Source organism: Pontibacter actiniarum, from assembly GCF_003585765.1.
Taxonomy (GTDB): domain Bacteria; phylum Bacteroidota; class Bacteroidia; order Cytophagales; family Hymenobacteraceae; genus Pontibacter; species Pontibacter actiniarum.
In genome coordinates this window covers 2,228,962-2,248,673 of sequence record NZ_CP021235.1, presented here as the reverse complement: position 1 = coordinate 2,248,673, position 19,712 = coordinate 2,228,962, and the positions used below count along the sequence as shown (strand labels likewise).

Below are 19,712 nucleotides of genomic sequence, written 5' to 3'. Positions count from 1 at the left end.
AGGCTTCAATAAAATTATGAAAACAGTTTTCCTGATACTACTCCTTCTCACAACCTACCTTGACTCATTCTGTCAAACAGAGAATCGAACTAAGGCTTATATAGAAGGTATAGTTGTATCGGGAGTGAATAAAAAGCCATTGGCTGATGTGTATGTTTCCTTAAAGCATAAGGGGTTTGGTACTGTTACAGATAGCTTGGGTTATTTCCGATTTGATGGTGTTCCAGAAGGGAAATACCACCTGATTACCCATTACTTTGGTTATAGTGAAACTGATACAGCATTAAGCGTGGTGTCAGAACCATTAACAGGTCTCCACATTACTCTTGAAGCTGATTGTTCCTATGACAGGAGAGTAGCCGAAGCTGATATAGTAAGTGGTGAACCAAAGTTACTCTTAGTTGGAAGTATTGCACCTGTAGTTCATAAGAATCAGTATAGGTTTGAGAGAAAGTATAAAGTACAGTACTTAGACTTCGGAGATACTCCACCAGCATATGAATGTATAGAAGAATATAACAAAGTTATCTTTAATTATCTGGACAAGAAGTATGGTGATAAATGGCGAAAAGAAGTTCGACCAGATGTTATATTCTTAAAGGATGAAAAATAAAATATCGTAGCCTAACAAAGTGCAGCCTTAACCCTTGCTACGCTTCGGGCTTCGGCTGCACAATTAACGTTAGCGGTAACAGGAAGTATAAAATAAAAGCTTTAACAAGACTATCTTATGCCCCATATAGAAGCTATACTCGCTAAATATAAAGTCCCTAAGCGGAAAGAAGCTTCCAATGAAGCCATTAAAGAATTAGAGAGTGGAGTAGGTTTTACTTTGCCCGAAGATTATAAAGGTTTCCTTATCAACTATCAAGGCTTCGAAGATTCAGTTGGCGAAGAGTATGTGAGGCTATGGGACTTGAACGAGTTAAAGCAGCAGAATGAAGAGTATCTTATACTTGAAAACCTTCCAAATACTATTGGAATAGGTTCTAATGGAGCTGGTGAGTTAATAGCTTTAGAAAAAAAAGACGAAGAAGAGTTTCGGGTAGTGCTAACTCCATTTATCGACCTAAGCGAAGAGTATCACATATATATTGGAGATTCCTTCACTGATTTCTTGCAGCGTCTTGAAAATGGGCAAGAGTGGTTTAGCGAAACAGAAAAATAAAGAACTGTAGCCGCTAACAAAGCACATGAGCAAAGCTGCGGCTACGCCTTGCTCACCTCATGTACGAGCCGTTATGTGCAAGCAAAAGAATTTAAAATATAAAGTGACAACGATTGCGGATAATAAGATTTTTGGTTTTTATGTGAGTCTTCCATCAAGTGAAAGCCACGAAAAGTTAGTGAAAAATTTTGTATGGGGGGAGAATGGATTAAATGAGAGACTTAAACCACTAAAATGGCAGGTATATGGAAAAGACTTCGAGCTTATTCTAATTCAATTTTACGTTAATCCAGCATCAAGTTTGCGTGAAGCTTTAAAAGAAATAGGAAGCTACAGTCGAAAAGAGAAATCAATTGCGATTCCTGTTATTCTTGACCAAGAAAATTTTTTCAGACATAGTGAGATTGAACGGCAAGAATATTTTATAACCATAATTATCGAAAGACTTGAATTATTAAAAGAGAAGGTAAAAAGGAATAAACTGGATTTAAATCTTGAGAAACTAAAAATTGACACAATAAAAAATCTCAATTGAAAAACAGCCAGCACATAACAAAACCTATAAGTTAGCTTCGCCACCTTATAGCAGAGCCGTTGGGAGGTATAAGAATTAAGAAATGAAGAAAATATACACCATCTTCTTTGTGTTGCTTCTGATAAGCTGTAGTGTAAAAGAAACCGAGAAAGAACCTGTTGTGCAACATCAAGGTAACACATCTTCTCCAGCAGTTGAATCACTGCAATCAGGTTCACAATCTTCATTTACTAAAGAAGATATAAAAGGAATATGGACTTCAGGAGAATCTGAGAATGCGAGTTTTCGTATCGAAGACGACTCAATTTTGTTTGTAGACACATTTGAGTACTTGGAGTACAAATTAAGAAATGATACTTTGATATATCTTGATGATAATATTCCCTTTTTAAAAATGAAAGTAATAAAAGCAGACAAAGATTCTTTAGTGCTTTCCAATGAAGATGGGGTTCGTAGATTGTGGAGATTTAAAGATTAGAAGTTGATATAAGAATTACATCTCCCAACAAAATCTATAAGTTAGCTACGCCACCTTATAGCCCAACACGTTAGGCTTCATGTAAAAAAATGAAATTTTTTAAAAGCATATTCAGGAAAGCGAATAATAAAGAGACTAAGGGAGCATTCTTTGGCTCGAGTGCTTATGAACTAAAAAATATGCTTTGCGGAATTGGTGAGTCTAAAATCAATGATTCGACTATTCAAATTACAGAATATCCCTTTAAGCCTTCTTCTGCTTATCCAGAGAAATTAATTACAGTAAACTTGATAGATGCAGTTTGTTTAGATTCTTATCCGCCTTTTATTAAAAAAGAAAAGGAAGCCATTTTTATCTCCAGGGTACAGCTTCCTGAATTGGAAGATTTCGTAGGTAGGAACCAAATACCTATTGTAAAGCCGACAAATAGTTGGACTTGGATATTAGAACCTTATTTAGATACTGAGTATACAGACGATACCCATAGGAATCTGATTGACCTTTTATCAAAGAAGGGGATAACAGAAGATGAAGTTAATGCAATAAGAGCGGAAGTAAAGGAGAAAATGTTCAAATACAACTTTAACACAATGCTTTGGGAATGGGGCATGCTTGATCTCTCGAGTGTTTTGGCAGCAATGAGAGTAAAATATAATGATGAGCAGTTCAGAGACTTTTACTGGCGTGCTATGGAAATACATTTTAGAAACAATAAAATCACGTAGGCCTAACAAGGTATAAAAGTTATACTTCGGTTACACCTCGTTCACCTTTTATACAAGCACGTTATGCTTAAGCGTGGGACAACCCAGCATCTAAGAAAATGAAAGAGATAATTAAACTCATTTTAGAACAAAATCCAGGACTTGTGACAGTAGCCCTAACAAGTTTCTTGCTACCTATTGCAATACTTTGGTTGACAAACAGGAATAATAGAAAAATAAAAGAATTAGATAAAAGCATAGACCAAAAGTTTAAGGCAAAGGACGACATAAGAGAACAAGAAAAAAGAGTCTATTCTTCGCTTTCCAAAATACTATTTGATGTTCAACAGTTACACGTTTCTTTGTCAGGATCCTGTATTGACACTTCGTGTATCAATGACGCATTAAAAAAGTATGACAGTTCTGTTAGTAAATGTCATACTGATATTGCTGACAATATGCTTTACTTATCATCAAGTTCAATCAACTTGATTTATGATTTTTATAATACTATAGGACAGTTAAAAATTCAATTACTAGAACTTGAAAAACAAAAAGAATATAGCTTAGCCCACGTTACAGTTTATTATTCGGCGCAGAACTTAGCAGACATTCTGATTCAAATTCAGGAGTTGTTCATATCTCAACGAAGCGACCTAAAAGTAGAGTTTAACAAGCTGCAACAAGAGAAAATGAAATACTGTTGTGGACAAGAACCTCCAAAAGAGTTGAAAGAAAGATATGAAAAAGTAAGAAGTGCTATGATTGAACAAAGTTTGTTATAATAAGATAAAAAACGCTTTAAGCATAACAACACCTTTACGGTAGCTGTGCCACCGCAAAGCCTAGACCGTTGGTAGCAAGCCAAATGAAAAAGTTAATGTTGCAGATGATATAATCCCTATGAAAAAGTACTTTATTTTGCTATTGCTAACAGTAATTAGCCTGCAAATACATGCTCAGCGTATCCAATTTGATATTTTCGGAAATCTACAATATGAATCTAAAGCACAACGATATACGGCTTATTTGAAGAAAGACATTTTTGATAATCTAATATTTAGCGATAATAACAACAATAAATTAGCTTTTACGAAGAAGTATCTTGATTTGAATTACAAATACATATTAGAGGATGAAGAAGCCAAAATAACCTTCTTCAGGTATGTCATTAACAGATACATCTCAGAAAGAGGATATAAGGCAAAATTTGATGTCGATATATTCGATAAGGTAATAATAGAAGACAGCAAGAACAACAGAGTTGAAATCGGTACGGATATTTTTGGCAATCCAACCTATGAAGAAAAAAGAAATGATGTGGTAACTTCCATTAAAAGAGACCTTTCTGGAAATTTAGAATACAGATCAGATAAAGAACAAGCTTTTCTAAAAAAGGATATTTCGAATAAATGGGGTTATAGTGATAGTAGTGGCAATAAATTTGAATTTAGTGGTAAAACATGGGACAAACTGATGCATGTATATGAAAGCGATGAAAATATTTTCTTTTTTTTGATTCACAAGTTTCTTCACTTTTAGCAATTGTCCTCCAGTTAAGTGCTAGACTCTATTTATTAAACCCTCTTTTACAATAATATAAGTCCAGCCACCAACACAGTGCAGCCTTTATGCTCTGCTACGCATCGCCCATCGGCTGCACGAGTACCGTTAGGCAACATTAAAAAATGAATAAAACTGAACCTTATAAATCTCCAGACGGAAAACATAAAATTGAATTACTGTTTGCTGGAGAAATCAGATTTGGGCCTGAATATTATTCTGTTGCTGTAAACGGACAGACAATCAAAGAAAGAATATTTGGACGACCTTACAAATGGGATTCAGAATCTAAATATCTGGCTCTACAGGAATGGCTAACGACAGATTACCAAAAAGGCCCGATTACAGCATTACTTGTCTTTAACTTGAAAGAGAATAAACTCGCCCGATTAGCAATTGCTGAAAAAGGATTTGTAATGCCAATCCAATTTGACGAAGATAAGGTGATTTACAAAAAGGAATATTCTTCAAGTGGACAAACAGAAGAATGCAAGTTAGATTGAAAACAGTAACAAACTGGATTCAAAACGTCAATAATTAAAAGAAAATAGTTAAAAAAGTAACGTTGCCTAACAAGTTATAAACGTCATCTCGGCCGACGGCCTTCGCCGTCGTTTATACGAGACCGTTAGCGGTACGCAGTAATTATGAAAACAGGAATAAGAATAACTATACTTTATTTATCAATTACTCTTCTCTTTTCCTGCCAAGCGAGTAAAGATGTTTCAGGTTATTATAGTAGTAACTTTCCTGTTATAGGTTTTTTTGGAACAGCCATTCAATTGAACCCAGATTCGACTTTTGAATATCGTTTTGCTGGAGATTTAATGTCTGATAAAGCAAATGGAATATACAAACTGAAGAGTGACACGATTTACCTTGCTTATAATCCAGAACAACCTGATGAATTTATAATGTCATTACCTGATTCTGCAAGGCAAACATTCAAAGCTCTCGAAGTTCCTAATTATGCTGCTGCAAATCGACCTTACAAGCTCCTTTATAGAAAGGAAAAGCTTTTGGAAATAAATGAAGAAGGAGAAGTGGTAAGAAGAAAAGAAGGTGAAAGTAGGAATAGGCGATGGCTCTTGTGGGGAGACTACTATATGAAGAAGCGGAAATACTATTTAGAGAAAAGACCTGGTAAGACAATAGTAAAATAAAAAACGCATTCCGCTAACAAAGCACATAACCCAAACTTCGGCTACGCCTTGTTCGCTTTATGTACGAGCCGTTGTGGGCAATGACAGTTAAAAATTGAAGATTTATAAAATGATTATAAAAAGAAGGTTTAACCCTTTGGATGCTCTTTTCTTAGGTTGGTATCACATTCTTGATAGAACCATTTATTCATTTGGAACAGATAGAGAAGGTGTTGGTCCGAGAGAGCATTCCTTTTTTATAACCTTCTTATTTCATGGCATTAATGTATATTCTATTTTAAGGTTTGTTGCCGTTAAGTACTTTGAAATAAACGTTCCGCTGTATCTAAGTTTAACACTTGCTATCATAGTTTTTATACTTGGTTATTTTACATACTTTAAAAAAAGTAGAGCAAACTGGATATTAAGTATCAACTCAAATAATGGAATAATTTTGTTCTATGCCATAGTTTCATTGGCTTATGTAATAGCTTCGGCATATTTCATGCTTCAAGTTGGGGACTATGTCAGACTAAAAATGAACACGAACTAAAAACCACAACCCACAACATAGTTCAGCCTTAACCCTTGCTACGCTACAGGCTTAGGCTGCACGAGCAACGTTAGTGGGTATATTAAATTATAGAAAAAGAAAATATGAAAAAGCTTCTGTTGCTGCTACTTCTCATGCCAATAGCTGTGCTGGGACAAAGTATAAACTCTACAGAAGCTTATGGACTTAATAATATCTATTATGACGCCTTAAGTCAGTATCTAAAGGACCTTGATAAGAGTGGCATTAAGTACGACACTCTTTACTTGAGTAATCAACCCGAAGTAGTGACTGACAGCCTAATGACTATAATAGGGAACACTTTTATCAAAATAGTCAACGAAAATGAAGGTGAGCTTAGCGTAATTTTAAAAGACAAAGATGGAATCATCTACCATTACCTTTTCCCTCTAAACTTTCAAAACGGGCAGTTTTATGTTCCAATCCTGCCTTTGAGAGCTAAAAAAGAGAAAGGAGAAATACGGCTGTTAAACTCTGGTGGTGGCCGAGCTGTCTATTCCTTTGACCAGAAGGAAAAGCAGTTCAAATTCATCAAGTATGAAAGCTGGGGAATTTAAGAACAACATCCACTAACCACACCCATAAGCCAGCTACGCCGCCTTATGGCCAAGCACGTTACCTTTAATACACAACTATAAAATGAAAAACATACTTCTAGTTATTATTTTGCTTTTTTCCATTGACAGTTATGCTATCAAGCCAGTAAGAGAGTATGTTACCACACCAGATAGCCTAGGGATGAATTATAAGCAGCAGGTAGTAAGAACTCCTGATGGATATGATCTAAACACGTGGCTTATAAAGCCAGCACCATCTAAAGACAACAAAACTACATTGGTACTGGCTTATGCCGACGGCGGCAACATGCCCTATTGGCTTTACCACATTAAGGCGCTAACAGAAAGCGGATACACTGTGGTCGCCTTTGACTACAGGGGATTTGGTAAAAGCTCAGACTTTGAGATAAACCCACTGAACCTTTACTACAACGAATTTGCCACTGACCTTCAATCTGTACTAGGATGGACGAAGAAGAGCATCAAGGGAAATAGGACTGGTATACTGGCCTTCTCTATGGGGACTATCGTCGCAACTCTTGCCCTGCAACAGGAAAAAGCGGACTTTCTGATAGGTGAAGGTTATGTGTATGATCCTACTGCCTATGTAGCAAAAATAAAGGCACTGAAGAACAGGGACATCATCTTACCTAAGGGTGCCGCCAACTATACTTCACAGCTGAAAAGAATACAGTATGACATGCTTCTTGTGGCAGGTGAGAAAGACGAATTCACGACAGTAGAAGACAGTGAGAAGATTGCCCAGCAAAGGAGTAACAGGGAAACCTTAAGGCACAGCGGCAACCACACAGAAGGATTTATTACAATGACCAAAGAAAACTTCGGTGATATGTATATAAAAGAACTCACTAAGTTCACCCAAAAATAAAAAGTACTAAAAGGTAACCACACCCATAAGCCAGCTACGCCGCCTTATGGCCAATTACGTAGACTTCCCTGAAAGTCGGCCATTGTAAAGTTACAAAAACCTATAACTTTATAATGGAATGAAGAAGACACGCTTCACAGAATCACAGATCATCAAGGCCCTCAAGGAGCATGAGCAGGGCCGCAACGCCCAGGAGCTCTGCCGGGAACTGGGCATCACCACGGCCGCCTTCTACAAGTGGCGCCAGCGCTACGCGGGGCTGGAGGTAAAGGAGCTCAAGCGGATGAAGGAGCTGGAGGAGGAGAACGCCCGCCTCAAGAAGATGTTCGCCGAGCTCTCGCTGGTGCACCACGCTTTGAAGGACGCAGTGGAAAAAAAGCTTTAGAGCCTGACGAGAAGAAGGCGCTGGTGGGGTTTATGGTAGAGGAGCACGGGGTGAGCGTGCGTCAGGCTTGCAAGGCGGCGGGTGTAGCCAGAAGCACCTATGGGTACAAGCCAAAAGAGAAAGACGACAGCCTCATAGAAGAGCAGTTGCAGCTGCTGGTGGAGAAGCACCCGACCATCGGCTTCTGGCAGTGCTTCCACCGGATCAGGAGGAAGGGGCATGAGTGGAACCACAAGAGAGTCTATAGGGTCTACAGCCAGCTCAAACTAAACATCAGGAGAAGGCACCGGAAAAGATTGCCCGCTCGCGTCAAGCAGGCCCTGTTCCAGCCGGAGAAGATCAACCAGGTCTGGTCAGTGGCCTTCATGAGTGACAGCCTCTGGGACGGCAGAAAGTTCAGGCTGTTGAACATAGTCGATGACTACAACCGCGAGATCCTCACCATGGAGGCGGACCTGTCCATACCGGCCCTGCGGCTGATCCGGGTGCTGGAGTACCTAAGGGAGTTCAGGGGCCTGCCGGAGATGATCCGGGTGGACAACGGACCGGAATTTATCTCCCACAAGTTGGAGGACTGGTGCAAAGGAAACAAGGTCAGGCTAGTGTTCATTCAGCCCGGTAAGCCCATGCAGAACGCCTACATCGAGCGCTGCAACGGCAGCATCAGGAGAGAGTTGCTTAACGCTTACGTGTTCAGAACCCTGTCGGAGGTGCGGCAGAAAACAGAGGAATGGATGCAGGACTACAACCATCACCGGCCGCACCAGGCACTTAATTTTAGAACGCCTGCGGAATTACTCGAGGAAATTGTAACTTAAAAACCAACTTTACAATGGCCCAAAATCTGGGGAAGCTTACACAAGCACGTTGGCGGTAACTTTAACTATAAAGGAAAATGAAGCACCTTATATTCTTGCTGATAATCTTGCTATACTTCACGTCGTGCAGCAGTAAGACAGAAACACAGGAAATTAACGGTATGGAATACTCAGTTACTTCTATAGATAGTTCTGCCAACGTACTTGTTGAAACTGATAGTTTCTCTGGTGTGGTATTCAGCGAGCATGAGTCACCAAACCGTGATGTGTTTACATTTAGCATGCTATTAAGACCTAAGGAAAAAGACACTATTACTCCCTTTACACCTTCGCTTGATGATATTGTAATTGCCGAGAGAATCCTGAGAAGATGTGCAGAAGTTGATGAAATAGGTGCTGACAGTTTAGCTATCGGAGAAGTCAATGACCTATCCACTTATAGAAGACAATACTTTTGGGGCATAAATGAAAAGGGGCAGAAACTGATTTGGATAAACTGTTTTTCCAAAGAGAGCGAATTTGACCACAAAGACTGGAAAAAAGAAATAGTAGAAGTACAAGACGGTAGTGATTGGTACTTTAACGTTGTAGCCAACATAAGTACAGAAGAATGTTATAGGTTTTTTAGAAATTCAATTGGTGGTTGAAAACAGCTTCCGCCAACACCGCACAGGCTCCATACTCAGCTGCGCCTCGCCCGCAGCCTGTACCAGCACCGTTGGCAGTGAAAGAAATTATGAAGAACTCTTTGCTATTTGTGTTTCTGGTGCTTCTAATCTCCTGCGGGAGTCATGAAGAGAATATAAATAAAAGCACTGTCGAAAAAGCTGCCGAACCCATTTCAACCACAAAGCAAAATGTTCGTTTCGAACGCATTAGCTTTTCTATATTTCCAGGATGGAGCGATGAAAGGTATAGCAAGGACGTAGAGATAAATAATGATAGTACCGTCTATTACCGTTTAAGAGAAAAGCATGGCGAAACTGTTGTCGAGAATTATAAGACAAAGCTTGATTCAGGGAGTATGGGAAGAGTTTATAGATTAGTGGACTCTATAAATTTCAATAGTTTGAAAGAAGGCTTTTATTTTGAAGAAGATGGAGCATTTCACTCATTGCTATTCGTGTTCGACAATGGAGAAGCAAGAATGGTTGGAACTATGCAAGGTGAGTTAAATGAGACGCTATATGAATTACTTGATATTGTTGAAAAACAAAATCTAAGTAAGAGTGAGAATCGGCATTTTAGCACTACAGAAGACATATTAATTCCTCCTCCGCCAGCCCCAGTTAGTGTACCCTATGACAGTCTAACCAGAAAATAAATACTACCTCTGCCAACAACACCTTTACGGTAGCTACGCCACCGCAAAGCCCAGTACGTTAGCACCAATATTAAATATTTAATGGACTCATATCCTAACCCTTGGGACTTTCATAATACCGACAAGAAGCTAACCGCCTATACAGGAGAATTCAAGGTGGAATATTATAACCTGAATGAAATTGCAATGGGCGCCCCGATAGGAGGAGAATGTTATATTGTAAACAAAGAAAACGGGAAATATAAAATCGGCGATTGCATTGCTGGCCCGCCTGTCTGGGAAACGAACACTAATCGGGTAGCTGTACCGACTTGGACAAGGACTTTACTAAAAGGAACAATGCAGAAGATAATTCTTACAGACCTTGATAAAATGACTCTCACAACCTTTTCAGAAATATTCGATGTTCTGGACTTAAGCTCATTCGACAAGAATTTGATTCACGGATACGATAGCCCGATTTACAAAAAGAGAATAGTTGCTTTCGATATAAAAAAAGCCAAGGTTGAGAAAGTAACAGAGTTAAAATAAAAAATACAGGTGCTAACACTGTATAAAAGTCAGCATCGGCCGACGGCCTCCGCCGTCTTTTATACTAGACATTAGCCAAAACTGAAATGATTGAAAAAAGAACATACTGGTTTATAGCTTTCTTTCTACTTCTTGATTTGGCTGCCTTTGGTCAAGTAAAAAGAAAAGACCTTATAGGAGAATGGACTACTGATAACAGCGATAGCCTATACTATAAATCAGAAATCATCGAACTATATCAGGACGCTAACTTTCGCTTTGGTTTAAAGACCTGTAACTTGGTTGAGTGGAGAGTAGGAAAGCAAAAATTTTCCTTAGTTGACATCTATACTTGTACAGAACCTGGCAGGGAAAGCTACTCTAATGAAAAAGAGACACTTAAATTAAGAAATAAGGGCGGTCAACAATTTCTTTAAATTAATAAAGGAATTGAAACAGCCACCTTTCTGATTCTGGACTTAGAGAAAAGAAAAGTCGACAGGTATCCATGGTACATCAAGGTGCTGAAATCAAAAAGAATCTAAAAACAGGATTGGCTAACAAAGCACAGGCTTAAGCTTCGGCTGATGCCTCGCCTTAGCCTGTACGAGACCGTTGTATAAATTGAAATCATAAAAAGGCAAACTTATTCTCATATGGAAAAGCATGAAATGACACAGTTTAAATTACACTCCCTTTCAAAGCAGCTCGGTACTTACAAAACCAGCCTTATCTTGCCCCGGAGGATCTGGAGTCCCTCTCACCAGAATACAAAAAAAGGTCTGAAGCGGCTCGCTTCAGACCTTAACACATGCAGCTAAATCTTATTTCAGTACGTCGGGCGTAGCATCAGGGGCTTAAGAAAAAGAAAGGTTTCCTTTTCGTTCTGCGGAAGCCTGGCTCGGCTGCTGTATAAGATGTACATTCACGATGTCTCTCCATTTCTCTGCCAGCCTGAGTTCTTCGCGCAGGTTAAGGCTCTCTTCCCGGTTATAAAACGCGAGCGTGTGCTTAGAGTGTCTGGCATTGCGCAATGTAAAGATCAGGTCTATGTTGTCAATTACTTTGCCTCCGTTTACGTCACGGGCAGTGTTGCTCACGCTGCACTGCTGCACTTCGTTCAGGTCCAGCACGATCTCCCGTTCCTGGTTATCGATCTTTTGGGTGTAGAGTAGCTTCATGCTCTGTTTGTCCAGGCCAATTGCATAGCCAGGGTCCCAGATGTCCTGTTCTGTAATGACCAACCCTTGCCGTGCGGCCACCGCCTGGAAAGCCTGAAGTTTCATCGAGAGGTTCTGTTTATACTTGCTGTGTAAGTAAAGGGCGAGCGCTACAAGAGGTGCAATAGAAGCTAACCCGATAATGATTGATTGTAAATCCATGTTATATTTTATTTGTGATGTAAGAGATAGAAAGAAAGTCCACCACCAGAAGTGGCGGACTTTACAGATTCAACATATTAACTAACCAGTTCCCTTGCTTCTGCAGGGGATGTATCTTGCTTCCGCAGCTTGCTGTGCTTGCGTCCGTAGAAGAAATAAATAACCACACCGATTCCCATCCACACAAGCAGGCGCAACCAAGTGTCAAAGCCCAGGTTCACCATCATGTACCCGCAGATAAGTATGCCGAGCGCAGGAACGAGCGGCACCAAAGGCGTTTTGAACGGACGCGGAATGTTCGGGTTTGTGCGCCGGAGGATAATAATACCGGCACAGACAATCACGAAGGCCAGCAGCGTTCCGATGCTCACCAACTCACCCAGCAAGCCGATCGGGAAGATACCGGCTACCACGGCTGCTACCAGCCCTGTGAGAATGGTGGGAACATAGGGTGTTTTGTACTTCGGGTGTACCGTGCCGAATATTGCAGGCAGGAGCCCGTCGCGGCTCATGGCGTAGAAGATGCGCGGCTGGCCCATCAGCATAACAAGTACGACAGAGGCCAATCCTGCCACAGCACCTACTCCGGTAAAGAAGTAAAGCCACTTCAATGCAGGGCCAGCCGCCTCCAACGCCACTAGAACCGGGTCCGGAACGTTCAGCATTTTGAAAGGCACCAAGCCAGTCAGTACCAGCGACATCAGTACATAAAGCAACGTGCAAATACCAAGGGACACCAGCATGCTGATGGGCATGTCGCGTTGAGGGTTTTTGGCCTCCTGGGCAGCTGTGCTGACGGCGTCAAAGCCGATGTAAGAGAAGAAAACAATGGCAGCACCGGCCACCACGCCTTGCCAGCCGTAACGACTGCTGCCGTCGGTCAGGATTTCCTTGGCAGGAATAAAGGGCTCCCAGTTGGCCGTGTTCACGTACTGGAATCCAAAGCCGATTACCAGCAGCACGATGGCCACCTTTACGATCACAATCACGTTGTTGAGCTTGGCAGACTCCTGTATCCCCACAACCAGCAGGGCGGTCATGATCAGGATAAGGATGATTGCTGGCAGGTTCATGAGGGCTCCGGTAAGCTCAAAGGAGCTGCCGTTGTAGGCCAGCGGGGCCGAGGCAATAGCTGCGGGAACATGAATGCCCAATGACTTGAGCAAGCTTACGAAGTTGCCGCTCCATCCTACGGCCACTGTCGCCGCGCCAAACAGGTACTCCAGAATCAGGTCCCAGCCGATGATCCAGGCTATAAACTCGCCCAGCGTAGCATAGCCATAGGTGTAGGCGCTGCCGGCAATCGGAATCATAGAGGCGAATTCGGCATAGCACAGGCCTGCAAAAAGGCACCCCAGGCCCGCAATAAGAAAGGAAATGACGATTGCCGGTCCCGCTGCGTTGGCCGCTGCCGTACCAGTGAGGACAAATATACCGGCCCCGATGATGGCCCCCACGCCCAGCATGGTCAGGTTTGTGGCGGTGAGCGTTCGTTTTAAACCGTGCTCGCCACCTTCGGATTCTCTGATGAGGTTATCGACGGATTTCGTCGCAAAAATATGTTTAGCCATTGCTATGTAATTATGGTTGGCGAAGCAGCTTGCAGCAGCTTCTTTACAAAGGGTAATGCTGAGAGAGAGGCTATGAAGCCCTTATTTGTCAGCAAGGAGAGGGGGAAGTGGCTAAGGAGCGTTGGGCAGTATCCGGAACTGCTCTGTAAGGGTGGAGAAGCCGCCAAGAATGGCCTTGGTGGGTTTTAGATTAAGCTGCGTAAGTTGCTGAGTCAGTAGGTAGCAGAACGGCACCAGGCCGGGCAACACCGGATCGACAGGGTTTGTGGCACGCTGCGGGGCAGAGCCCGCTGACCAGGCTACAGGGGTAGCCTGCTCCTCTGCCGAAAGCTGCTCGGGAGAGGAACCTGACCTGTGGGAGACAACACCCGGTGATAGTTGCTCCGCCCTCAGGTACACAGAAAGGCACAGCAACCCACCCCACAAAAGTAGGAGGAAGTGAACGGCCATGTCTCTCTGTTGTTTCAAGGGCGGATGCTTTAGACGTTTACAGCTGCTGGTGCAGCTTGCTGTTGCGGTACCCGTAGGCGAAGTAAATCACCAGTCCCAGAACCAGCCAGGCCATAAAGCGGCTCCAGTTCGTCAGTCCCAGCTCCGTCATCAGGTACAGGTTTATCAGGAGGCCCAGCACCGGAATCAGGGAAAGGTTTCGGTTGAAAGTGAGCACCGTCAGAACCGCCGTAACCCCAATAAAGCCGTACAGTGATATCTTGTGTTGCAGGCTTCCCCAACCGCCGCTCATGCTGAAAAAGGTTGTAACTGCCGCTTTGTTGTAGAGGAACAGCAGTACTGTGGCAGCCAGGAGCAGTACCGGGAGTATGTACTTGCCGTTGATGTAAGGAACCCGGAAACCTTTGTGTGTGGCAATCGCTGTTTTTTGCTTCTCTTCCAGCAAGAGGATGCCCCCACATACCAGCGCAAAGGCAAACAGCGTCCCGATGCTTGTCAGGTCCGTTACCTCTGTCAGGTTCATGAAAAGAGCAGGCACTGCGACAACCACGCCAGTCACAATGGTGGCAAAGTATGGCGTTTTGTGTTTAGGGTGGATGCGGGAGAAGGCACCGGGGAGAAGCCCATCACGGCTCATGGTCATCCAGATGCGGGGTTGCCCGTACTGAAACACCAGTAGTACACTGGCCATAGCCACAATGGCACTCGTGGCTACGATGCCCGCAATAACATCCAGCTTCACCCTCGAAAACACATAGGCCAGCGGGTCTCCTACGGCCAGTTCGCCAAAAGGAACCATGCCTGTGAGCACCAACGCCAGCACTACGTAAAGCACAGTACAGATGACGAGGGCCAGGATCATGGCACGCGGCAGGTCCCGTTGCGGGTTCTCACACTCCTCGGCCGTGGTAGAGATCGCATCAAAGCCGATGTAGGCAAAGAAAACGGCAGATACTCCTTTCATGATGCCGGCCAGCCCATTTGGAGCAAACGGGGTCCAGTTGTCAGTTTTTACATAGAAGGCACCCACAGAGATTACCAGCAGGATCACCAGCAGTTTCAGCAGCACCAGCAAGTTTGCTGTGCGCTTCGATTCCTTGATGCCGATGTACACCAGGTAGGTGATGAGCGCGGTAATGGCCAGGGCCGGGAAATCCGCCACCAACTTGATGCCACCCAGAGAAGGGGCGTTTTGCCAGGCAACATAAGCGGCTTGAATGTGCCCGGGCAAGGCAGAGAGGCTTTGCCCTTCTGCCAGCAGCTCCAGCGCCGTTTGGTAGCCGCGGGAGGCGCTGAGGTAGTCCATCGTCAGGTACTCCGGTACGCCGAAGCCAACACCATGCAAGACGGCGGTAAAGTAGTCGGACCAGGAGATGGCTACGGCGATGTTACCGATGGCATACTCCATCAGAAGGTCCCAGCCGATGATCCAGGCAACCAGCTCCCCAAACGAGGCATAGGCGTACGTATAGGCGCTGCCGGATACAGGAATGGCCGCGGCAAACTGGGCGTAGCACAACGCTGAAAAGCCGCAGGCAATAGCTGTGAAGATGAAGAGTAGCGATACACCGGGGCCGCCGGCTGCGCTGGCATTGCCGATGGTGCTGAAAATACCGGCACCGATGATGGCGGCAATCCCAAAGGAGACAAGGTCCTTCAGCTGGAGCGTACGAACCAGGTCTGTTCCGTGGGTGCTGCCGTCCCGCTCATAGTCCGCCTGTAGCGCAGTGACACTTTTGCGGCGGGTCAGGTTTTTGCGTAGGTTATTCATGTTGCGACGGTGCTACAGGTATGTGTAAAGGGAATGTGTGAGCTGTACTGATCGCTGTTGCAGGCATTGGAGCACTTACCTCAGAAGTATAAACCCTGGCTACCCAACGGGGGAAGACGAGGGTGCCAACCACCAGGTAGAGGTAATAGGTTAGCAGGCGGTAGAGCAGCACAATAACGGTGGTAAAGCTCCCCAGGAAAGCCCCGAAGAAAGCCGGGAAAACAAGCTCTGCAAGCCCTGCTCCGCCAGGAGTTACGGACACCAGCAGCACGATCTTGTACACCAGGTTGCGTGCAAACACGACAAAGTGATCGCCTATACCCATTTGCGTGAACGCAGCTACCAGGCAGCCGATGATGGCGTAGCGGGCCGTCCAGACAAAGGCAGTTGAGATGCTGGCGTGGAGCCAGTAAGCCCTGTTTTTCGTACGCAGGTGCTTTGAGGCTAGCAGCAGTTCATTGGCATGCCGAAACAAAGCTTGTCTCCAGCGTCGAAACAGTCTGGTATGCCCTAGCCTTAGCAGAAGCCGCTTCACAGCCAGCGGGTTAAGAAACAAAGCGTAGAACATGGTGAAGGCATAGAGGGCGATCAGCAGGTATGAAACTACAAAGGCAATGCCCAGGCTTTGCCTAACTGTTTCATGCAGCGTCTCCAGCTCGGGCAGCAGCTGCCTTTTTGCAGAGAGTAGCACCAGGGGCACCGCCAACACAAAGTACAGGTTGTCGAGCAGGGCTGTCACCATCACCTGTGCCACGGACCTCCCGAGGGCAATGCCCTCTTTGAACAGGATGTAGGACGCAATGGTGGAACCGCCTACCACAGAGGGCAGGGCACAGGAGGCAAACTCCCATAGCGTGATCACCTGAAAGCTTTGCTTCCAAGTAAGCTCTTTTTCGGTGATGTAGCGGATACGGTGCATATAACCACAGTCCCGCACGAGGAGCAGTAGCAAAGCCATAGCCAGCCAGAAGGGGTTTGCCTGCAGCAGCGTTTGCAACTGACCCGGTTCATAGCTCTGGTGCAGCATGTAGCCCACCACTCCCAGGCCCAACAGCAGGGGGAGAAGGAGCTTGCGGGGCGAGAACTTTGCCTGCAGCGTTTCTTTTGTCAGAATCATCACGTTTACACGTTAAGCCAGCACGCGTTTTAACTGGGGCAACTTGGCGGGAGCTATCACCAGCGGCACTTTCTCCACTTTCACAGAGCTGGTGTCTAAGCCAAACCACTTGCTCTCGGAGGTGGCAAACTGCTTTAGGTTAAAGTAGCACTCCATGATCAGGCGCTTTTTGAGAGGCAGGTCGTTATCGTAGGAGAGGAATTTCTCCAGCACCACGAAGCGGAAGTCACCGATGAGGTGCTGCTTGCTCAGGGACTGATAGCGGCTGGTAATGTCTACCTCTCCGTTTTCAACAAGCTCCTCCACTACCTTGCGGAAGAAAAGGTTAATCCGCTGCTCCACCCTGAACCCCAGCTTAAAGTCTATGCGAATCACATCGCCCTCCGCTATGTGCTGTACTTTGTACTCGGTGGTGTAAGGCTCGTCTGTTGTCTCCACATGTATAAACCAGTAAATGTCAGCCCGCTTGGGGCGCTTCTGGAAAATAGAATAGATGATCTTAGATTCGATTTCCTTTGGGTCAGAGGCGCTTGTCATGAACACCAGGTGAGTGGTATACTTCGGGATCGTCTCATCAGTGCTCAAGGCCTCGAGGGCAGGAAGGTAGTCAGGCAGGCGAACATACTCTGTGAAGCTACGCTTGATGTAGTAGGCATTTCTCCAGATGTACATCACCGTCAGCAACAGCATGCCAAGCAACAGGGAGACCCAGCCCCCGTGCGGGAACTTGTTAAGGTTGGCCACCAGGAATGCCAGTTCGATGAGCAGATAAGTAGCCAGGAACAGCGAGACCACTACCTTGGATTTAAACCTGGTATAGAGGTAGTAAGACATCAGAACAGTGGTGGAAAGCATTGCCATGGTGATGGCCAGGCCGTACGCTGCCTCCATGTGCTCGGACTCGCGGAAGTACAGTACCACTCCCACGCAGCCCAGCCACAGGAGCCAGTTAATGCTGGGCACATAAAGCTGGCCCTTCAGGTTGGTGGGGTACACCAGCTTTACCTTCGGCCACAGGTTTAGGCGGATAGCCTCACTGATAAGCGTAAAGGAGCCGGATATCAGCGCCTGGCTCGCAATGATGGCCGCAATGGTCGCTATCGTGATGCCGAAAAGTAAAAACCAATCCGGCATCAGGCCATAGAACGGATTTCCCTGTAGCCTGCTGCCTTCTTGCGTCATCAGCCAGGCTCCCTGCCCCAGGTAGTTTAAGAGCAAAGAGGTTTTCACAAAGGCCCAGCTCAGGCGGATATTTGGGCGCCCGCAGTGGCCCAGGTCCGAGTACAGGGCCTCCGCTCCAGTGGTACACAGGAACACAGTCCCCAAGAGCCAAAAGCCATTCGGGTAGTACAGCAGCAGGTTGTATGCATAGGCAGGATTCAGCGCCTGCAGTATCTCCGGGTGCTGCACCACGGAGACAGCACCCAGGGAGGCCAGTGTGGTAAACCAAAGCAGCATGATGGGCCCGAAAGCCTTCCCTACGATTTCGGTTCCAAAGCTCTGCATGAGAAATAACCCCGTTAGGATGGCCTGCACCAGCGGAACGGTAGGAATAGCAGGATACAGGAGGCGTAACCCCTCTATAGCGGAGGAGACAGAGATGGGCGGAGTGATGATACCATCCGCCAACAAAGCTGCCCCTCCGACCATAGAAGGTACAACCAACCAACTTGCTTTGCGCCTGATAAGGGTGTACAGGGAAAAAATTCCTCCCTCCCCATTGTTATCTGCCTGCAGCGTGAGAAGCACGTACTTTATAGTAGTTTGCAGGGTAAGGGTCCAGAACACGCAGGATATACCGCCATACACCAGCGCCTCTGAGATAGGGGCATCCCCGATGATGGCCTTCATCACGTACAGGGGCGAAGTGCCGATGTCGCCATAAATGATACCAAGCGAAATAAGGAGCCCCCCGGTGGAGACGGCGTTGCCTTTTGATAAAAGACTCATCTTTGTTTAAGTATAGAATTTAGCAATAGCCGCCAAGAAACAGCTGCAACATGAAGGGTTACTGCCTGACCGGTGTTACCAGGCGCTGTTTCACAAACGCTAAAACAGGGGGTAACATGGAAACGCCTATAATGCCCATGACCAGGAGCGAGAAGTTTTGCTTTACTGCAGGCAGGTTGCCAAACAGGTAGCCGATCATGATGAAAAAGAAGACCCAGAGCAGCGCCCCCACCACATTGAAGTACAGGAAACGCTTGTAGTGCATTTTTGCCATGCCTGCCGCAAAGGGTGCAAAAGTGCGCACAATGGGTATAAAGCGCGCGTAGATAATGGTGCGCCCGCCGTGGCGAACGTAGAACTGCTCAGCCTTCTGCAGGTGCTTTTGGCGCAGAAACCAATAATTCTTATGATAGACTTTAGCGCCCAGCTTGATGCCCGTGAGGTAGTTGAAAGAGTCGCCTAAGATGGCCGCAACGCACAGCAGCCCCAGCAACAACGCTACTTGTAAGCCTGACGAGGGAATGGCTGCCAGGGCTCCAAGCGCAAAAAGCAGCGAGTCGCCCGGAAGAAAAGGAGTGACCACCAGCCCTGTCTCACAAAATACGATTAGAAAGAGAATCAGGTAGATCCAGTTCCTGTACTCCTGCAGCAGCAGAATCAGGTGTTGGTCAATGTGTAAAATAAAATCGAGGAGATTCTGGAACAGCTCCATGTGCACAAGCCCACTAAGGCAAAAAATAGAAACATACGTTACATTCCCGTGCTATAAACAGCACAGCAAAACAGCTTCTCAGACCAGAGAAGGAGTAGGAATGGAGGGTGTT

Annotated in this window: 24 protein-coding genes; 17 read left to right on the top strand and 7 right to left on the bottom strand. The window is 45.1% G+C overall.

Translation table 11 applies throughout. The features are described 5' to 3' along the window. Positions 1 to 16: 16 nt before the first annotated feature. The 17 genes from CA264_RS09695 to CA264_RS09615 all read left to right on the top strand — a co-directional run bounded on the left by CA264_RS09695 (position 17) and on the right by CA264_RS09615 (position 11,084). Positions 17 to 613: an FEKKY domain-containing protein gene (locus CA264_RS09695; protein WP_162912068.1), complete on the top strand. Its 597-nt coding sequence runs from the start codon at positions 17 to 19 to the stop codon at positions 611 to 613. A 117-nt stretch (positions 614 to 730) separates the two neighbouring features. Beyond that, complete coding sequence (locus tag CA264_RS09690) at positions 731 to 1,168, top strand: SMI1/KNR4 family protein (protein ID WP_036776006.1); 438 nt, start codon at positions 731 to 733, stop codon at positions 1,166 to 1,168. Between the two features lie 25 nt (positions 1,169 to 1,193). Continuing rightward, positions 1,194 to 1,703, top strand: coding sequence for a hypothetical protein (locus CA264_RS09685; RefSeq protein ID WP_157593675.1), 510 nt, complete (start codon positions 1,194 to 1,196; stop codon positions 1,701 to 1,703). Positions 1,704 to 1,785: 82 nt separating this feature from the next. After that, complete coding sequence (locus CA264_RS09680; RefSeq protein WP_025606703.1) at positions 1,786 to 2,181, top strand: hypothetical protein; 396 nt, start codon at positions 1,786 to 1,788, stop codon at positions 2,179 to 2,181. A gap of 89 nt (positions 2,182 to 2,270) precedes the next feature. After that, entirely contained in the window at positions 2,271 to 2,906 is a 636-nt protein-coding gene (locus tag CA264_RS09675) for a hypothetical protein (RefSeq protein ID WP_025606702.1), read from the top strand. A gap of 98 nt (positions 2,907 to 3,004) precedes the next feature. Then, positions 3,005 to 3,670 carry a hypothetical protein gene (locus tag CA264_RS09670; protein ID WP_025606701.1) on the top strand — a complete coding sequence of 222 codons (666 nt, stop codon included), beginning with the start codon at positions 3,005 to 3,007 and terminating at the stop codon, positions 3,668 to 3,670. A gap of 118 nt (positions 3,671 to 3,788) precedes the next feature. After that, complete coding sequence (locus tag CA264_RS09665; protein ID WP_025606699.1) at positions 3,789 to 4,427, top strand: hypothetical protein; 639 nt, start codon at positions 3,789 to 3,791, stop codon at positions 4,425 to 4,427. Positions 4,428 to 4,573: 146 nt separating this feature from the next. Beyond that, positions 4,574 to 4,951, top strand: coding sequence for a hypothetical protein (locus tag CA264_RS09660; protein ID WP_025606697.1), 378 nt, complete (start codon positions 4,574 to 4,576; stop codon positions 4,949 to 4,951). A 144-nt stretch (positions 4,952 to 5,095) separates the two neighbouring features. After that, complete coding sequence (locus CA264_RS09655; protein ID WP_157593674.1) at positions 5,096 to 5,611, top strand: hypothetical protein; 516 nt, start codon at positions 5,096 to 5,098, stop codon at positions 5,609 to 5,611. Between the two features lie 109 nt (positions 5,612 to 5,720). Then, a complete protein-coding gene (locus tag CA264_RS09650) occupies positions 5,721 to 6,143 on the top strand; it encodes a hypothetical protein (RefSeq protein WP_162912067.1) in 423 nt (140 codons plus the stop codon). 104 nt (positions 6,144 to 6,247) lie between these two features. Continuing rightward, on the top strand, positions 6,248 to 6,721 hold the full coding sequence (locus tag CA264_RS09645; RefSeq protein ID WP_025606694.1) for a hypothetical protein: 474 nt from the start codon (positions 6,248 to 6,250) through the stop codon (positions 6,719 to 6,721). Positions 6,722 to 6,803: 82 nt separating this feature from the next. Further along, the gene (locus tag CA264_RS09640; protein WP_025606693.1) at positions 6,804 to 7,610 is read left to right on the top strand and encodes an alpha/beta hydrolase family protein; all 807 of its coding nucleotides are present in this window, start codon (positions 6,804 to 6,806) and stop codon (positions 7,608 to 7,610) included. A 118-nt stretch (positions 7,611 to 7,728) separates the two neighbouring features. Continuing rightward, a protein-coding gene (locus tag CA264_RS09635) for an IS3 family transposase (protein WP_237151203.1) occupies positions 7,729 to 8,813 on the top strand; the annotation gives its coding sequence in 2 pieces (ribosomal slippage) (positions 7,729 to 7,990 and positions 7,990 to 8,813; 1,086 coding nt in all). A gap of 77 nt (positions 8,814 to 8,890) precedes the next feature. Then, positions 8,891 to 9,460, top strand: a complete 570-nt coding sequence (locus CA264_RS09630) for a hypothetical protein (protein ID WP_025606687.1) — start codon at positions 8,891 to 8,893, stop codon at positions 9,458 to 9,460. Then, positions 9,457 to 10,137, top strand: a complete 681-nt coding sequence (locus tag CA264_RS09625; protein ID WP_157593673.1) for a hypothetical protein — start codon at positions 9,457 to 9,459, stop codon at positions 10,135 to 10,137. Before CA264_RS09630 ends, CA264_RS09625 begins: the two co-directional genes overlap by 4 nt. A gap of 81 nt (positions 10,138 to 10,218) precedes the next feature. After that, positions 10,219 to 10,668 carry a hypothetical protein gene (locus tag CA264_RS09620; protein ID WP_025606684.1) on the top strand — a complete coding sequence of 150 codons (450 nt, stop codon included), beginning with the start codon at positions 10,219 to 10,221 and terminating at the stop codon, positions 10,666 to 10,668. An 86-nt stretch (positions 10,669 to 10,754) separates the two neighbouring features. Then, positions 10,755 to 11,084: a hypothetical protein gene (locus CA264_RS09615; RefSeq protein ID WP_025606682.1), complete on the top strand. Its 330-nt coding sequence runs from the start codon at positions 10,755 to 10,757 to the stop codon at positions 11,082 to 11,084. 420 nt (positions 11,085 to 11,504) lie between these two features. Here the strand turns inward: CA264_RS09615 and CA264_RS09610 are convergent, their stop codons facing one another. From CA264_RS09610 to CA264_RS09585, 7 genes are all read right to left on the bottom strand, one after another. Next, on the bottom strand, positions 11,505 to 12,029 hold the full coding sequence (locus CA264_RS09610; protein WP_157593672.1) for a hypothetical protein: 525 nt from the start codon (positions 12,027 to 12,029) through the stop codon (positions 11,505 to 11,507). A 77-nt stretch (positions 12,030 to 12,106) separates the two neighbouring features. Continuing rightward, a complete protein-coding gene (locus CA264_RS09605) occupies positions 12,107 to 13,600 on the bottom strand; it encodes an amino acid permease (protein ID WP_025606680.1) in 1,494 nt (497 codons plus the stop codon). 111 nt (positions 13,601 to 13,711) lie between these two features. Beyond that, positions 13,712 to 14,068 carry a hypothetical protein gene (locus CA264_RS21835; protein ID WP_157593671.1) on the bottom strand — a complete coding sequence of 119 codons (357 nt, stop codon included), beginning with the start codon at positions 14,066 to 14,068 and terminating at the stop codon, positions 13,712 to 13,714. A 19-nt stretch (positions 14,069 to 14,087) separates the two neighbouring features. Next, positions 14,088 to 15,821, bottom strand: a complete 1,734-nt coding sequence (locus CA264_RS09600; RefSeq protein ID WP_025606678.1) for an amino acid permease — start codon at positions 15,819 to 15,821, stop codon at positions 14,088 to 14,090. Next, a complete protein-coding gene (locus tag CA264_RS09595; protein WP_025606676.1) occupies positions 15,814 to 16,938 on the bottom strand; it encodes a lysylphosphatidylglycerol synthase transmembrane domain-containing protein in 1,125 nt (374 codons plus the stop codon). The genes CA264_RS09600 and CA264_RS09595 overlap by 8 nt, the downstream gene beginning before the upstream one ends. Positions 16,939 to 16,950: 12 nt before the next feature. Next, positions 16,951 to 18,888, bottom strand: coding sequence for a KUP/HAK/KT family potassium transporter (locus CA264_RS09590; protein ID WP_025606674.1), 1,938 nt, complete (start codon positions 18,886 to 18,888; stop codon positions 16,951 to 16,953). A gap of 58 nt (positions 18,889 to 18,946) precedes the next feature. Further along, the gene (locus CA264_RS09585; RefSeq protein WP_025606673.1) at positions 18,947 to 19,600 is read right to left on the bottom strand and encodes a DedA family protein; all 654 of its coding nucleotides are present in this window, start codon (positions 19,598 to 19,600) and stop codon (positions 18,947 to 18,949) included. Positions 19,601 to 19,712: the final 112 nt, after the last annotated feature.

What these genes read in the sequence shown, in the direction of transcription:
- CA264_RS09650 (WP_162912067.1), top strand. Translation starts at nt 5,721, where the DNA reads ATGATTATAAAAAGAAGGTTTAACCCTTTGGATGCTCTTTTCTTAGGT.
- CA264_RS09620 (WP_025606684.1), top strand. Translation starts at nt 10,219, where the DNA reads ATGGACTCATATCCTAACCCTTGGGACTTTCATAATACCGACAAGAAG.
- CA264_RS09640 (WP_025606693.1), top strand. Translation starts at nt 6,804, where the DNA reads ATGAAAAACATACTTCTAGTTATTATTTTGCTTTTTTCCATTGACAGT.
- CA264_RS09615 (WP_025606682.1), top strand. Translation starts at nt 10,755, where the DNA reads ATGATTGAAAAAAGAACATACTGGTTTATAGCTTTCTTTCTACTTCTT.
- CA264_RS09605 (WP_025606680.1), bottom strand. Translation starts at nt 13,600, where the DNA reads ATGGCTAAACATATTTTTGCGACGAAATCCGTCGATAACCTCATCAGA.
- CA264_RS09690 (WP_036776006.1), top strand. Translation starts at nt 731, where the DNA reads ATGCCCCATATAGAAGCTATACTCGCTAAATATAAAGTCCCTAAGCGG.
- CA264_RS09610 (WP_157593672.1), bottom strand. Translation starts at nt 12,029, where the DNA reads ATGGATTTACAATCAATCATTATCGGGTTAGCTTCTATTGCACCTCTT.
- CA264_RS09630 (WP_025606687.1), top strand. Translation starts at nt 8,891, where the DNA reads ATGAAGCACCTTATATTCTTGCTGATAATCTTGCTATACTTCACGTCG.
- CA264_RS09670 (WP_025606701.1), top strand. Translation starts at nt 3,005, where the DNA reads ATGAAAGAGATAATTAAACTCATTTTAGAACAAAATCCAGGACTTGTG.
- CA264_RS09600 (WP_025606678.1), bottom strand. Translation starts at nt 15,821, where the DNA reads ATGAATAACCTACGCAAAAACCTGACCCGCCGCAAAAGTGTCACTGCG.
- CA264_RS09655 (WP_157593674.1), top strand. Translation starts at nt 5,096, where the DNA reads ATGAAAACAGGAATAAGAATAACTATACTTTATTTATCAATTACTCTT.
- CA264_RS09660 (WP_025606697.1), top strand. Translation starts at nt 4,574, where the DNA reads ATGAATAAAACTGAACCTTATAAATCTCCAGACGGAAAACATAAAATT.
- CA264_RS09585 (WP_025606673.1), bottom strand. Translation starts at nt 19,600, where the DNA reads ATGGAGCTGTTCCAGAATCTCCTCGATTTTATTTTACACATTGACCAA.
- CA264_RS09590 (WP_025606674.1), bottom strand. Translation starts at nt 18,888, where the DNA reads ATGAGTCTTTTATCAAAAGGCAACGCCGTCTCCACCGGGGGGCTCCTT.
- CA264_RS09685 (WP_157593675.1), top strand. Translation starts at nt 1,194, where the DNA reads ATGAGCAAAGCTGCGGCTACGCCTTGCTCACCTCATGTACGAGCCGTT.
- CA264_RS09665 (WP_025606699.1), top strand. Translation starts at nt 3,789, where the DNA reads ATGAAAAAGTACTTTATTTTGCTATTGCTAACAGTAATTAGCCTGCAA.
- CA264_RS09680 (WP_025606703.1), top strand. Translation starts at nt 1,786, where the DNA reads ATGAAGAAAATATACACCATCTTCTTTGTGTTGCTTCTGATAAGCTGT.
- CA264_RS09675 (WP_025606702.1), top strand. Translation starts at nt 2,271, where the DNA reads ATGAAATTTTTTAAAAGCATATTCAGGAAAGCGAATAATAAAGAGACT.
- CA264_RS09645 (WP_025606694.1), top strand. Translation starts at nt 6,248, where the DNA reads ATGAAAAAGCTTCTGTTGCTGCTACTTCTCATGCCAATAGCTGTGCTG.
- CA264_RS09595 (WP_025606676.1), bottom strand. Translation starts at nt 16,938, where the DNA reads ATGATTCTGACAAAAGAAACGCTGCAGGCAAAGTTCTCGCCCCGCAAG.
- CA264_RS09695 (WP_162912068.1), top strand. Translation starts at nt 17, where the DNA reads ATGAAAACAGTTTTCCTGATACTACTCCTTCTCACAACCTACCTTGAC.